The following is a 14,077-nucleotide window of genomic DNA, read 5'->3' as shown; positions in this document are numbered from 1 at the left end:
GGGGATGAGAGAGCAGAGGGAGCAGGGGAGGCAGGGGAGGCAGGGGGAGAAGAATTAATAACCCATGCCCAATGCCCAATGCCCAATGCCCAATGCCCAATGACTAATGACTAAATACAATGACTAAATACAATGAAAATTGCGATCGCTCAAATTAATCCTACTATCGGTGATTTGCTTTTAAATGCCCAAAAAATTCTAGAGGCGGCACAACGAGCAGCATCTAGCGGTGCGCGTTTATTGTTAACACCAGAACTTTCTTTGTGTGGCTATCCACCAAGAGATTTATTACTAAATCCTAGTTTTGTGGAAGCGATGGGCATCACTTTACAAAACTTGGCTCAGGATTTACCACCAAATTTAGCTGTGTTGGTAGGAACTGTTGAACAGAATCTCGAAGCGTCTATTACTGGCGCTAAAACTTTATTTAACAGCATGGCTTTGTTAGAGAATGGCACGGTCAAGCAAGTTTTTCACAAACGACTTTTGCCTACTTACGATGTATTTGACGAACGTCGCTATTTTGAACCAGGTTTACAAGCCAATTATTTCACTTTAGATAATATCCATATTGGCGTAACTATTTGCGAAGATTTATGGAACGATGAGGAATTTTGGGGCAAACGCAGTTACGCAGTCAATCCGATTGCTGACTTAGCAATTTTGGGTGTAGATTTAATTGTAAATTTGTCTGCTTCCCCCTACACTGTCGGCAAGCAGCAGTTTCGTGAAACAATGCTTAGGCATAGTGCAATACGTTTTCAACAACCAATGATTTATGCTAATCAGGTTGGCGGAAATGATGACCTAATTTTTGATGGGCAAAGTTTTGCCTTGAATCGTCAAGGTGAAGTTATGTGCCGCGCCCGTGGGTTTGATACTGATTTAGTAGTAGTTGAATTTGATGAAGCGCAACGTGATTTGCAGTTGGGTTCTATAAAACCGATGTATGAATCGGAAGATGAAGAAATTTGGCAAGCGTTGGTTTTAGGAGTGCGAGATTATGCTCGTAAGTGTCGCTTTTCTAAAGTAGTATTAGGTTTAAGTGGCGGGATTGACTCTGCAATTGTAGCTGCGATCGCAACTGCGGCACTTGGTAAAGAAAATGTCCTTGGTGTTCTCATGCCTTCCCCTTACAGTTCGGAGCATTCTATCAGTGATGCTGTAGCATTAGCCGAAAATTTGGGGATTAAGACTCATCTTTTACCAATTGGGGAGTTAATGCAAGGCTTCGATCAAACTTTAGATGATTTGTTTGCGGGTACTGAGTTTGGGCTGGCAGAAGAGAATATCCAATCTAGGATTCGCGGTAATTTATTAATGGCGATCGCTAATAAATTTGGCTATCTTCTCTTATCTACCGGTAACAAATCAGAAATGGCTGTTGGTTACTGTACTCTCTACGGCGATATGAATGGTGGATTAGCAGTGATTGCAGATGTTCCTAAAACCCGTGTGTATTCACTTTGTCAATGGTTAAATCGCAATCATGAAATCATCCCGCAGAATGTTTTGACTAAACCACCCAGCGCCGAACTCAAACCAGGCCAAGTTGATCAAGACTCTCTACCGCCTTACGAAATTTTGGACGATATTTTGCAACGCCTGATTCATAATCACCAATCAGCAGCGCAAATCGTTGCAGCCGGTCACGATCCGGTAATGGTAGACAGAGTAATCCAAATGGTAGCGCGGGCTGAATTTAAACGGCGACAAGCACCCCCCGGTTTAAAAATTACCGATCGCGCTTTTGGAACCGGTTGGCGAATGCCAATTGCTAGTAACTGGGTTGGTGTCAAAAAGGCTTATCAGACTAAAATTACAGCTACACCTAACCTTAGTTTGTTGTGATGGACTAGATGCTCATCCGCGTTGTCCAGGCGCGGATAAGCATTAAGATTGAAACTAGAATCTCAAAGAAAATTATGTTAGATGAAGCAAATCTTGAACAACGTTTAGCGACTCTTGAACAAACAGTTGCAGATATCAAACATCGAGTTATTGATGCGCCTACCTATAGTAATTGGCTAGAAAAGGTTATTGGCTCAATCTCTGATGAACCAGCATTTTTGGAAGCTTTAGAGTATGGTCGGTCATTACGCCACGCTGACATATTTTTTGTAACCACCTTATGATAGTTGTGAAAATATAAAAAGTATTTAGGCGTTATCTTCAACTTGATATGAGCGCAGCAGATTTATTCCCAACCTTGCACAACCTATCTCGTGCAGATAAACTCAAGGTCATGCAGTTTTTAGTTCAAGAACTGGCGACTGAAGAAGCATTGTCGTTACAGCCAGGAGTTACTTATCATGTGTGGTCTCCCTATAATTCTCATGAAGCTGCTAATAAACTAGCCGCACTGTTAGAAGAAGACAGACAAGTAAACGATGCTTAATTCACAAAGATTTCCCTTTGTTGAAAGTCGTGATGTGTTCGGGGATATCGATGCAGTACCAATATTACCTTTGACGTTAAGCTACAAAAATTCTGTCGTCAACGTTTCAGGTTTATTGGATACTGGAGCTAGTATTAATGTTTTACCTTACAGTGTAAGTATTCAGTTAGGGGTAGTTTGGGAAGAACTAACAACTTCAGTGCAACTGGCTGGAAACCTAGCACCAGTTGAAGCAAAAGGATTAATTCTATCTGCTCAAATAGCCAGCTTTGCACCAGTTCGATTGGTGTTTGCTTGGAGTCTCACGGATAATGTGCCGTTACTTTTAGGACGCATGAATTTTTTCTTGGAATTTGATGTCTGTTTTTATCGTTCGCAGATGGCGTTTGAACTGTCTTCTAAGTCGTAAGATTGAACCAATCATACGATCTTGATCGCTCCACGTCTGAAGTTGAAGCTTGCACCTTAGAACATGAGTTGTCGAGTTAAAAGAGCGATCGCTTAACCTTTAACCCTCGCAGTTGCACCTTTTATCCTCGAAGTTGCGTCTTTTATCTTCGCCGTTGCACCTTTTATCCTCGAAGTTGCGCCTTTTATCCTCATCATTGTGCTTCTGCACTTGAAGCTAGCATCTCAGAACACAAATTATTGAGTTAAAAGAGTGTAGGCGTAGCCTGTCGGAGACATTGCTCTATCTCATACCAATTCTGTATGAAAATGCGCTTATGATGCAAGAAACGAACCGCCAAGAGCGCCAAGTACGCCAAGAAGAAATAAGAAATTAAGAGATTTGGCGTAGCTTCACAAAGAGACGGTATCAAAGCGTCACTAATAGTCTAGTTTTACTCATCTAAACGCTGTGCGATCGCATTCAGCAATTCCTCAAAGCCTGATTGGCTGTGAATATCAGGCGTGAGCGTGTTCATATCTCTTAGCAGGTTAGTCAGTTCTGCGATCGTATTACGTATCTCTCTGTATTGGTCAATATCTTCTCGAATTCCCTGCAAATTATCTGCCATAACTTCTTTCATAGCTTTATCCAATTCTTCAATTTCTTTTTCCCAATACTTAATATATTTAACTCTTTCAACAGATTTAAAAATCTTGGCATCTGCTAAAATAATTGGAAATATTCGTTTATAAAAGTTTTTATCTTTAGCGATTTCAACTAGTTCATACATACAATTTTCGGACTTTAAATACTGGTCGCTGATTACTAAAATTACGCATGTACCACGGCTCAAACGCTGCATGAATTCTTTAAATCTTTCTTTATAGCCAATTGCATTAGTATCACGAATAATTTTGATGCCTTTGGCTTGAAATGCTTGCTCTATTTTTTCTACAAGTGGCTTACTTTGTTGATCTCGCCAAGTGTAGGAGATAAACACTTCCTTTTGATTGCTATCTTTTAGGCGATGTTTCAATGATTCCTCTCTTTGTTGCTCCAGTTCGCTTTGTAACTGTGTAACTTGGGGTTTGAGTTCTCCATCTGCTCTAATGTCTTGGAGCATGATATTATCAATTAACCTACGGACATCTACCATTTCATAGCTGTTTTCGCATTCAATTTGGTAACGACTAATGTTCAAACGTTTGTTGAGTTTTTCTAGAGAGTAGGAATAAGGGGTGAGCAGATTTTTACAAGTCTCGCAGTTACAAGGAACTAGGGTTTGATATTGCAAACGCTCATAAGAGTTATGGATTTTTTCGAGTTCATGGGTGATGACAGCCATTAGTTCTTTTTTGCGATTTCCGGCTACACGGATTTGAATTTCCCGTTGATTGTAGTTTTCAATGACTTCTGCACGAGTTTGGTCTTTGCTGAGAACAACACCGTTTTTCCAAACGAGTTTTTGCTCTTCAATCCAAGGGTGCGTCTCGACAATAAAACGGGTGAGGATGCCTTTGGGCATGAATGTATAGGTGTAACGCAGGATAAGGTTGTTGCGATCGCTCCAGGTATAATCAGGTTTTTCAATAGAGAGCAATTGCGGTGCAATATAATTGTCACGGCGATCGCGGATTTCATAGCAAAGCTTGAACTGCATCATTAATTGCAGGAGTTCATCTCGCATATCTGCATATTCGTCGTCTTGCCAAATATTTTTGAGGTCGTCTTTGGTAAAACAACCTAGCTTTTCCTTGACAGCTTTATTATCCAAAACTTTGTAAACGGCTGTTGTCGCCCATTCAGGTTTGAGGATGATGTAGTGTTTGAGTGTAGAATCGTCTTGAAAGTGGAGGCAAACGCCGAGGTCATGTAAATAGCTACTCAAGCGCAGCATATCTTTACGGTCTTTTAAATTATTAACTTGGCAAAGGGTACAGTATTCTTCAAAGGTGATGTAATTTCGGGAATTGTTCTCTAGGGCGGCTCTAACTCTTACCCAAAGTTTTGGTAGAGGTGTACCAACGTGGTCAAGATTACTGATGTAAAGTTGAATAGCCTTTTTAATCTCTGTCAAACTGCGATTAGTATCTAAATTGGTTGCTAGAATTTCCTTCAAGTTTTCAAATTCTCCTCGTAACTGCCCCCCATCGACTTCGCACTGACGGTCTTGTTTTTCGTTTTTGATGATGAAAACTGGACTTTTGTCGCTCAAGAGTTCGACAACTTTCAGCCACCAGTAAAAATCAGTGTTTTCTTTGCGAGTGTCAGCAACTAAAGCATAGAGAGAACGCTTGCTGAGGAAAAACTGATGGGTTTGATGGTAGATTTCCTGACCACCAAAATCCCAGATGTTAACGCGAAAATCTTTGCCATTGGGCTGTGTAAAGTCCCACCGGATCACCTCAATGCCTTGGGTTGATTTCTCTTCTGGCTGGAGTTTATAGGTTTCGTCTGTGATTTTCTTGGCTAAAGAGGTTTTACCGGCTCCCCCTTCACCAATAATTAAGAATTTTGCTTCGTACAAAGGTTCAGTTTCGGTTGGATCTTGCACCCGAAAATAGAAATCGAGAATTTCTTTTACATCGCCTGGATTTTTTGATAAATCCTTTGGCCCCAAAATCTCAGGTTGAATGGGGACTGGATTTCTACGAATATCCAGCTTTTTTAGGTTTGCTAGTTGCCTAATTTCTGGTGGCAGACTGCTCAGTTGATTGTTGCTGAGATCGAGCAATCGCAGATTAGTGAGTTGGACAATTTCTGGTGGCAGACTGCTCAGTTGATTATTCCAAAGGTAAAGCGATCGCAGGTTAGTGAGTTGGACAATTTCTGGTGGCAGATTGCTCAGTTGATTACCCCAGAGGTGGAGCGATCGCAGGTTAGTGAGTTGGACAATTTCTGGTGGCAGATTGCTCAGTTGATTATCCCAGAGGTAGAGCGCTCGCAGGTTAGTGATTTGGACAATTTCCGGTGGCAGATTGCTCAGTTGATTGTTGCCAAGATAGAGTGCTCGCAGGTTAGTAAGTTGGACAATTTGCGGTGGCAAACTGCTCAGTTGATTACTGCTGAGGTTGAGCCTCTGTAGGTTAGTGATTTGGACAATTTCCGGTGGCAAACTGCTCAGTTGATTACTGCTGAGGTTGAGCGAACGCAGGTTAGTAAGTTGGACAATTTCTGGTGGCAGACTGCTCAGTTGATTCCTGACGAGGTAGAGCAATCGCAGGTTAGTGAGTTGGACAATTTCTGGTGGCAGACTGCTCAGTTGATTGTTGCTGAGATCGAGCAATCGCAGGTTAGTGAGTTGGACAATTTCCGGTGGCAGACTGCTCAGTTGATTACTGGGGAGATTGAGCAATCCCAAGTTAGTGAGTTGGACAATTTCTGGTGGCAGACTGCTAAGTTGATTCCTGCGGAGATTGAGCGAGCGCAGGTTGGTAAGTTGGACAATTTCCGGTGGTAGAATGCTCAGTTGATTGTCGCTGAGGTTGAGCGAGCGCAGGTTGGTGAGTTGGACAATTTCCGGTAGCAGACTGCTCAGTTGATTACTACTGAGGTCTAGCGAGCGCAGATTGGTGAGTTGGCCAATTTCTGGTAACAGCGTTGTTAAGCCTTTGCCAGAAAGGTCTAATTTTCTCACCTTATCTCTGGCAGCTTGTTCAATAATTTGCAGCAGTTCTTCGTTAGTCATTTGGGGTTTTATAAAGGCGATGCCTGACGACGAGTTGCTGCTTGGACGCGCAGCAGAGAAATTGAGCTAATTAATAATGTAGCCTGTATCAAGGATCGCATTGAGGCAATGTGCGTGCGTTAGCGTAGCTCGTCGTAGACATCGCAGACTCCAGATGACCTCATATTTGAGGTTAGAGTATGGTTTTAGACGATATCAATTTTTAAAATGATGTTTAATATTTAGAACTTAGTAAATGAAAGCAAGTGCATAATGAAACTACAAGATTTCTTGGGAAAAGATGAGAAATGGTCATTTGATGCGATCGCAGAAGATGCAGACTTGGCTCGTCAGATTCAGATATTGTTAATCAGCTTAGGTTTGCTAGAACCTCCAGCAGATGGCAAATTTGGCCCTGTTTCTGTGATATCTCTGAAAAAATTTCAAGAATTAATTAGGACTGAAGAGAATGGCTTTTTAGGAGCAGTCACAGCCAAAAAACTAATTGAAACCAAAATAGATGATCTTCCTAAACCCCCATTAAAACTAGGCAATGACATCGCTAGTAGGATTGTGAATCAACACTACGGCTTTGATTTTCCTCGGAATGATATTCGCCTTGCTAGCGCGGGTTGTTTAGTAGGACGGACTCGTAATGGACATAGAAACTTTATGGCTATTCTTAAACAAGACCGCCATTATGTCGCTAATCACAAATATACTTTTTATACTACCGTGATTCCTAGCGATGATTTACTGATAGGACTTACGCAAAAATTGCTAAAAAGCTTAATTTCTCGAACCGCCAAGACGCCAAGAGCGCCGAGAATTCGTAGAGTGTGCGTAAGTCCTAACTGAGAAACTTTCCAAGATGAGGTAATGGGTAGCATTTGTTGTTATGATGCAACCTTTAGTAAGGTAACACAGATGTGCTACCTTATTTTGTCTAACTTTGTTCTTGTGGTTGTCCTATTTGTGCTGTTAACTTCTCTTTATCTTGCCTGCGTTTTTTGGCGTAAAGTTGAATAGTAACTGCCATCAAAATAATCATGCCGAAAATAGCCCAAGCAGCAATATCTGTAGGTAGATTATTTTTAAACACAGCCAGCAACACGATCGCTACTAACATAACTGTGGGTGCTTCATTTAAAGCACGTAATTGCTGACCACTCCAACCACATTCATCTACTGCTAATTTCTTCATTAGCCGAGCGCAGTAATGATGATAGCCAATTAAAATGGCAACAAACAGCAGTTTTATATGCAACCAACCCTCTTTTAAAACGTCCGGTTCAGTGGTTAATAAACCGATAGCCATTGCGATCGTCACAAACATTCCTGGGTTAGTGATGATATAGTAGAGACGCTTTTCCATAATTTGATACTGATTTTTCAGTATGGTTCGCGCTGGTTCAGGTTCAAGGTTCGCTTCAACGTGATAGATAAAAAGACGAACTAAGTAGAACAAACCAGCAAACCAAACTACAAATCCGACAATATGAAAGGCTTTAAACCATGAATAAGCCATGAATACTAATCTCCTTTACTTGTGGTTGTGAGGCATTTTTTACGGTAATAAAAAGTTCACAAATGCAGGCTGGAATAACATTAGAAGTCTGGCAAAAATCCAGAATTAATTTCTTTACCATAGATAAATCATCAGTGTTTATCTGTGGTTTCATTTTTATAATATCGATTTTTGCCAAAAGTATATTGTCAATGAGCATCTTTACGACGCACAAAGGGTAAAAGGTCTTCTAAAATCGCTTCGTGGTAATGTTCTTGAGGATAATGTCCGACGTTATTAAGTTTTATTAATTCGGTATTTGGTGCGGACTTAGCAAAATTTTCGGCAATGTCTACGGGTAACCAAGGGTCAATCATACCCCATTGAATTAGAATTGGCTGTTGCCATTCTTTAAAGCCAGATTCGATTTCTTTCATTGCTGAATCTAGCTGTAAATTGCGAATACTTGATAAGAGACTGCGCCCAGATGAAGAACTTTTTAAAAATGGTTTTCGATAAACATCTAATTCCTTATCTCCTATGCGATAACGGCTTCCTCCTTCTAGTGTCCGGTCAACTAAAAGCGGGTCTTGGGTCATGACTTCACCTGCTAAAGGTAAACCCATTTGTTTAATTTTCCAGGGTAATTTGGCAGCAGTTGAAATTGGTGTATTTAAAATAGCTATATTGGCAATTTGTTCTGGATGACGTAAGGCATATTGTAATCCTACAGAACCTAAAAATCCTTGGACAACTAAAGAAAAATGTTCAAGTTCTAGTGCTTTAACAAATCCTTCTAAAGCTGTGATAAAAGCATCGGGAGTGTAAGCAAAATCTCGTTTTTCTGGTTTTAAAGAATTGCCGTAACCAATCCAATCTGGAGCGATCGCTCTTGTCCCCTGATTCGCCAAAGCAGGTATAATATTACGCCAACTATAACTTTGTGAAACTAAGCCGTGTAGCAACAACACAGGCGCTAAGTCACTTCTGCCGATTGGTAAAGATTCCCGATAAAACCATTCCAGTGAATCTACATTGATTTTATGTTCTGTTATTGACACGCTATTTTCCTATATTGGGGATTGGGTACTGGGGATTGGGGATTGGGTATTGGGGATTGGGTATTGGGTACTGGGTATTGAATACTGATAAGAAGAATTCAGCCCCCAGTCCCTAGTCCCCAGTCCCTAGCCCCTAGTCCCCAGTCCCTAGTCCCCAGTCCCTAGTCCCTAGTCCCCAGTCCCCATTCCCTGAGAAATAATCATCTCACGAATCGCATAAGCTGTAGCGGGTGCTAGTAAAACGCCGTTGCGATAGTGTCCGGTAGCTAGGAGGACGTTACTAAACCCTGGTAACTTACCAATAACTGGGGCTGGACGACCTTCAGGACGGGGACGTAACCCCGACCAAGTGCGGAGAATGCTTGCTGTGGCTAACTCTGGACAAAATGCGATCGCTTGTTTTCTAACAGATTCCAGCAGTTCTTGATTTGGCGGTATCTCATGGCCATTGTTGGGAAATTCTACTGTTGCACCCACCCAATAATCTCCACCACCCACAGGAACAATATGCACATCGTTACCTGTTATCGCTGGCTGAAAGTCGGGATTACCTAATGGATGCCCCACACGCATTTGCAATGCTTGTCCAAGTACAGGGCGGATATCAATTATTTGATTTAATTTTGCTGTCAGTGGTGTTGAACCTAACCCTGCTGCGACTACAAACCAATCTGCGGCGATTTTTCCTTCTGTAGTCTCAAGTTGAACACAATATTGGGGGGAAGATTCAGGTGGTGAGGTTTGGGCATCCAAAACAGCCACACCAAATTTGAAAGTTACACCATTTTGCTGGGCAGCCTCAACTAAAGCTAATGTCAGAGCAGTTGGATCGAGTTGACGATCTTGAGGAGAATAGAGCGCGCCAGTAATTGTTTCGCAATCAACTTGAGGACAGATATGTTTGAGTTTAGCCGTATCCCATATTTCTAAATGCCAGCCTTGAGAGTGGCGAACTTCTACAAGTTTTTCCCATGCTGCTAAATTTTCCTCTTCTAAACCAAGGCTGAGAATTCCCTGACGATTAAAAGGGATTTTACGACCTGTTAAAGCTTCTAGTTCCGGAATCAAAGTTTCATAGCGTTGGATGCTAGTTTGTCGCATCTGCCAAGCTTTGCCCTTAATTTTTTGGCTGATTGCGCCCATCAAAACGCCGAGTGCAGCGCCCGTAGAAGCTTGTGCTGGTGGTTGGCGATCGCAAACTGTGATTTTTAGCCCTTTTACTAGACTTAGTTCGTAAGCGATCGCAGCCCCAACTACACCACAACCGATAATAACTACATTCATAACTTGTGTTTCAAGTGAGGAGTTAGAAGTGAGAAGTTAAAAATTCTTAATTCTTAACTCCTAACTCCTAACTCCTAACTCCTAACTCCTAACTTTCTTCTTTTTTCGGAAGCAGGTCGAGGAATTTGTCAATCTCTGCGAAAGCAGCTTGGGATTGATTCAAGGCAACTAGAGGATTGCTAGCACTAGTAGCTTTATCAAGTTTAACCAGGTCGTTAAACAAATCTCGCGTTATCTGACGTGCTGCGGGTTGGTCTTTGGGCAGAAGATTGGAAGTGACATAAGTCAGGTTCAGCCTTGCTTCTGTTATGGGCCCATGTATAAAGTTACGCACATTGATCCAATCACCTCTTTGGATCAAGGTTTTCAACTCATCTGAGCGATCGCGCACAGCCTGAATTTCAGGAACATAAGCCTGAATTCTTTCAAGTTGCGTTGCTGTATAAGTTGGAGGTGCTACCGCAACACCAGGGCCGCCACAACTAATTAGGAATGTGGCCAATAATACTAGGAAAAATGAAAAAATCGAGCGTTGACGCACCATACATTCAACTTGATTACTGTTTTTTTTGCCGATTAACAGTGTCATTTTAGATCGCTAGCGTAATTTATCGTTCTTATCTGCCAAGGATTTTGCAGAAAATCTCGATATTTTTTCCAAACGGCAGAGTTTTATCGGGTTTTTAAGTATAATTACTTAAAAGGTGTTAGCCAGTCTCAACAAGAAGCGATTTTTGGTATCTGTCTAGTAACCAGGATTGTTAGGGAAATATGATTTAGAGTTGCTAAATCTCAAAGGTCTTGATAAGCTGAAACACCAATACTATAAGCCTTCTGGCGGTTTTTCTGTCTTCACATCCCGGAAGATGCCGACGCAATATAGGAGTATTTTTTAGTGAACGCAGCTGAACAGGCAACGAACCTTGAACTCGCCAGCAACATTGCTACGGTGGTTAATTTGTTCAAATTCGAGTTTCCTGATGCCAAATCTGATCTCAAACCCTGGAAAAATGACCCGGAAACCAGGGAGTTAGTCGATCCAGATTCTATAGATATTGGCTTTCACTTTCCTGGTATTAGCAAATCTTGGCGAAGTCGCAGTATTTTGATTCAAATCCGATTTTATCAAGATCCCATCAATAATTCCCGGCGTGCGATCGGCGTGGAGGTAGCCGGATTCGATCATCGCGGTGAAGCGTGGCGACTTTCCACGGTAGAAAACTGGAGTGTTGTCGGCGCATCTTCACCTTCTGCTGAAATCGAGGATAAGCTCAAACAAATTTGCCGACAGATTTTAGAAGTTTTTAATAAACCAAGTGAATGAAGGAGGCAGAAGGCAGAAGGCAGGAGGAAACCTCTCGTATGTTCTTTTGATCGCAACGCCTAAAACTACTTCTCTTCGATATGCTTTGCGAAGGGTGCGATCGCAATTACTGCAAATATTTTTGTTTATCTACTTAATGAGCCTCTGAACTCCGTCAACGAGTATTTTATCTCCGTTAGGACTTACGCAAAAATTGCTAAAAAGCTTAATTTCTCGAACCGCCAAGACGCCAAGAGCGCCGAGAATTCGTAGAGTGTGCGTAAGTCCTATCCGTCAACGAGTATTTTATCTCCGTCAACGAGGCTTTTATCTCCGTTAACGAGTCTTTTAGCTCCGTTCACGAGGCTTTTATCTCCGTTAACGAGGCTTTTATCTCCGTTAACGAGTCTTTTAGCTCCGTTAACGAGGCTTTTATCTTCGTTAACGAGTATTTTAGCTCTGTTCACGAGGCTTTTATCTCCGTCAACGGGATATAGAGATAGCGATCGTGGTTAATTGCACCATCTGTTACATCACATTCCACAGGATTTGAACCTAAATCCCAAATAGAAGATGTTTGTTTAATGCTAGTAATAATAATTTTTCCATTTTCTTGAATAATCTCAAACTCTTGGTTTTCTCCTAATAGTTCTTTAGGAATTAATAAGCCTTTTTCTGTTGCTGTTAATTTCATATTTAATTACCTCAATTTAGTTTGTAAGTTAATCAAATGAATTTGCTTTAGGGCGGGCAAGATGCCCACCCCAGAAAATTAGATAAGGCTTACCAGTTACCTACAGGTTGAGCAGTAGCACCCAGCATTGATGGATCGATTGAAATGCCCAATCCTTCAGCTACACGACGACCATAAGAAATATCTGCCCGGAAGAAGTGGCAAAGTTGACGCATTTGGATATCTTCCCTTGCTTGAGAGAGACTACCGACGATATTTTTAGCAAGACGTTCTTGCTGTTCAGGAGTTAGTAACCGATACAGATTACCTGCTTGGGTATAATCGTCGTTTCCTTCACGATGACTATAGCGATCGACTGTGACATCGCCCAAATGATTAGGTGGTTCTGCATAAGCTGGATTTTCTTTAGGCGTACCCTCAGCACTATTCGGTTCATAGTTAGGAACGCTACCGTGGTTGTTCCCCAATGCCATAAAGCCATCTCGCTGATAATGCATCACTGGACATTTGGGCTGGTTGACGGGTAGTTGCTGATAGTTACCACCCAAGCGATACCGTTGAGCATCTGGGTAAGAAAAAATTCGAGCTTGCAGCATTTTGTCTGGAGAGAAACTAACGCCAGGAACCACTGCACTAGGGCTAAAAGCGGCTTGCTCTACTTCGGCAAAATAATTCTCAGGGTTACGATTTAGCTCTAATATCCCGACTTCAATTAAAGGATATTCTGAATGTTTCCAAACTTTGGTCAAGTCAAAAGGATTGTCAGGATGTTTTTGGGCTTGCTCCTCTGTCATCACTTGAATGCACATCCGCCATTTGGGATAATCTTTGTTAGCGATCGCTTCAAACAGATCGTGAGTGGCATGATCTGGATCTTCGCCCTTAATCTTAGCCGATTCTTCCTCAGTCAAGGTTTGATGCCCTTGCAGAGTCTTAAAGTGAAATTTACACCAAACGCGATCGCCATCAGCATTAATCAAACTAAAGGTGTGGCTACCAAAGCCGTCCATGTGGCGATAGGTTTTCGGAATTCCCCGATCTGAAAATAGGATTGTCACTTGGTGAAGCGATTCTGGACTGAGTGACCAAAAATCCCACTTTGCATTCTGATCTTTGCAATTGGTTTGGGGATTGCGCTTTTGGGTATGGATAAAATCAGGAAACTTCAAAGGGTCACGGATGAAGAAAATAGGGGTATTGTTGCCTGTAATATCCCAATTCCCCTCTTCAGTATAAAACTTGATGGCAAAGCCTCTAGGGTCACGCTCGGCATCTGCTGAACCTTTTTCTCCTCCAACTGTAGAAAAGCGCAAGAGAAGTTCGGTTTTTTTACCAATTTCAGAAAAAAGTTTGGCTTTACTGTAGCGAGTAATGTCATTGGTAACGGTAAAAGTACCAAAAGCAGCCGCACCTTTAGCATGGACAACGCGCTCAGGAATACGTTCTCTGTTGAAATGAGCCAGCTTTTCTAAGAGGTGGAAATCCTGTATTAATACAGGGCCACGCGATCCAGCTGTGAGTGAGTTCTGGTTATCCGCAACAGGAATACCGTCAGCAGTTGTTAAGTTTTGGGGTTCAGTCATGGGTAAAGAAGCTCTCCGTTAAGTTCTTGAGATTGCCAAAGTAAAATTTAGCCAGCAGATAGGCGGTTGCCTATTAATAGAGCTAATTAGTTCATAGTCATAACGAGTTCATATATAAAGCATACTCGATATGACTTTGAATTGCCACCAAATTGTTTTGTCTTTTTGGAATCTTAAAGATGCATATAT

General features: G+C 41.7%; 12 protein-coding genes and 1 pseudogene. 6 read left to right on the top strand and 7 right to left on the bottom strand.

Annotated features, from left to right (window positions below; all coding sequences use genetic code 11):
- Positions 1–132 precede the first annotated feature (132 nt).
- The 4 genes from CDC33_RS14740 (at position 133) to CDC33_RS14725 (ending at position 2,807) form a co-directional block, all read left to right on the top strand.
- Entirely contained in the window at positions 133–1,851 is a 1,719-nt protein-coding gene (locus CDC33_RS14740) for an NAD+ synthase (RefSeq protein WP_109009089.1), read from the top strand.
- Positions 1,852–1,925: 74 nt separating this feature from the next.
- Positions 1,926–2,135 carry a transferase hexapeptide repeat containing protein gene (locus CDC33_RS14735; protein ID WP_181374013.1) on the top strand — a complete coding sequence of 70 codons (210 nt, stop codon included), beginning with the start codon at positions 1,926–1,928 and terminating at the stop codon, positions 2,133–2,135.
- A 47-nt stretch (positions 2,136–2,182) separates the two neighbouring features.
- A complete protein-coding gene (locus CDC33_RS14730; protein ID WP_109009088.1) occupies positions 2,183–2,398 on the top strand; it encodes a hypothetical protein in 216 nt (71 codons plus the stop codon).
- Entirely contained in the window at positions 2,391–2,807 is a 417-nt protein-coding gene (locus CDC33_RS14725) for a pepsin/retropepsin-like aspartic protease family protein (RefSeq protein ID WP_109009087.1), read from the top strand. The genes CDC33_RS14730 and CDC33_RS14725 overlap by 8 nt, the downstream gene beginning before the upstream one ends.
- Positions 2,808–3,240: 433 nt before the next feature.
- Here the strand turns inward: CDC33_RS14725 and CDC33_RS14720 are convergent, their stop codons facing one another.
- Positions 3,241–6,477, bottom strand: coding sequence for a COR domain-containing protein (locus CDC33_RS14720; RefSeq protein ID WP_109009086.1), 3,237 nt, complete (start codon positions 6,475–6,477; stop codon positions 3,241–3,243).
- Positions 6,478–6,729: 252 nt separating this feature from the next.
- Here CDC33_RS14720 and CDC33_RS14715 point away from each other — a divergent pair.
- Positions 6,730–7,215: pseudogene (locus CDC33_RS14715) on the top strand (peptidoglycan-binding domain-containing protein); the annotation flags it as partial.
- A gap of 187 nt (positions 7,216–7,402) precedes the next feature.
- Here CDC33_RS14715 and hemJ read toward each other — a convergent pair.
- The 4 genes from hemJ to psbQ form a co-directional block, all read right to left on the bottom strand.
- Positions 7,403–7,984 carry a protoporphyrinogen oxidase HemJ gene (gene hemJ, locus CDC33_RS14710; RefSeq protein WP_109009085.1) on the bottom strand — a complete coding sequence of 194 codons (582 nt, stop codon included), beginning with the start codon at positions 7,982–7,984 and terminating at the stop codon, positions 7,403–7,405.
- A gap of 188 nt (positions 7,985–8,172) precedes the next feature.
- The gene (locus tag CDC33_RS14700) at positions 8,173–9,024 is read right to left on the bottom strand and encodes an alpha/beta fold hydrolase (protein WP_109009083.1); all 852 of its coding nucleotides are present in this window, start codon (positions 9,022–9,024) and stop codon (positions 8,173–8,175) included.
- Positions 9,025–9,192: 168 nt separating this feature from the next.
- A complete protein-coding gene (locus CDC33_RS14695) occupies positions 9,193–10,308 on the bottom strand; it encodes an NAD(P)/FAD-dependent oxidoreductase (protein ID WP_109009082.1) in 1,116 nt (371 codons plus the stop codon).
- 88 nt (positions 10,309–10,396) lie between these two features.
- Positions 10,397–10,852 carry a photosystem II protein PsbQ gene (psbQ, locus tag CDC33_RS14690; RefSeq protein WP_109012582.1) on the bottom strand — a complete coding sequence of 152 codons (456 nt, stop codon included), beginning with the start codon at positions 10,850–10,852 and terminating at the stop codon, positions 10,397–10,399.
- A 351-nt stretch (positions 10,853–11,203) separates the two neighbouring features.
- Between psbQ and CDC33_RS14685 the strand changes: the two genes are divergently transcribed.
- Positions 11,204–11,632, top strand: a complete 429-nt coding sequence (locus tag CDC33_RS14685) for a Tery_1686 family protein (protein ID WP_109009081.1) — start codon at positions 11,204–11,206, stop codon at positions 11,630–11,632.
- 442 nt (positions 11,633–12,074) lie between these two features.
- Here CDC33_RS14685 and CDC33_RS14675 read toward each other — a convergent pair whose 3' ends face one another.
- Both CDC33_RS14675 and CDC33_RS14670 read right to left on the bottom strand, forming a co-directional pair.
- The gene (locus CDC33_RS14675) at positions 12,075–12,305 is read right to left on the bottom strand and encodes a hypothetical protein (protein ID WP_109009079.1); all 231 of its coding nucleotides are present in this window, start codon (positions 12,303–12,305) and stop codon (positions 12,075–12,077) included.
- An 89-nt stretch (positions 12,306–12,394) separates the two neighbouring features.
- A complete protein-coding gene (locus tag CDC33_RS14670) occupies positions 12,395–13,888 on the bottom strand; it encodes a catalase (RefSeq protein ID WP_109009078.1) in 1,494 nt (497 codons plus the stop codon).
- Positions 13,889–14,077 lie beyond the last annotated feature (189 nt).

The organism is Nostoc commune NIES-4072 (assembly GCF_003113895.1).
Classification (GTDB): Bacteria; Cyanobacteriota; Cyanobacteriia; order Cyanobacteriales; family Nostocaceae; genus Nostoc; species Nostoc commune.
The sequence above is the reverse complement of the archived record's forward strand: the minus strand, read 5'-3'. Positions and strand labels throughout refer to the sequence as shown.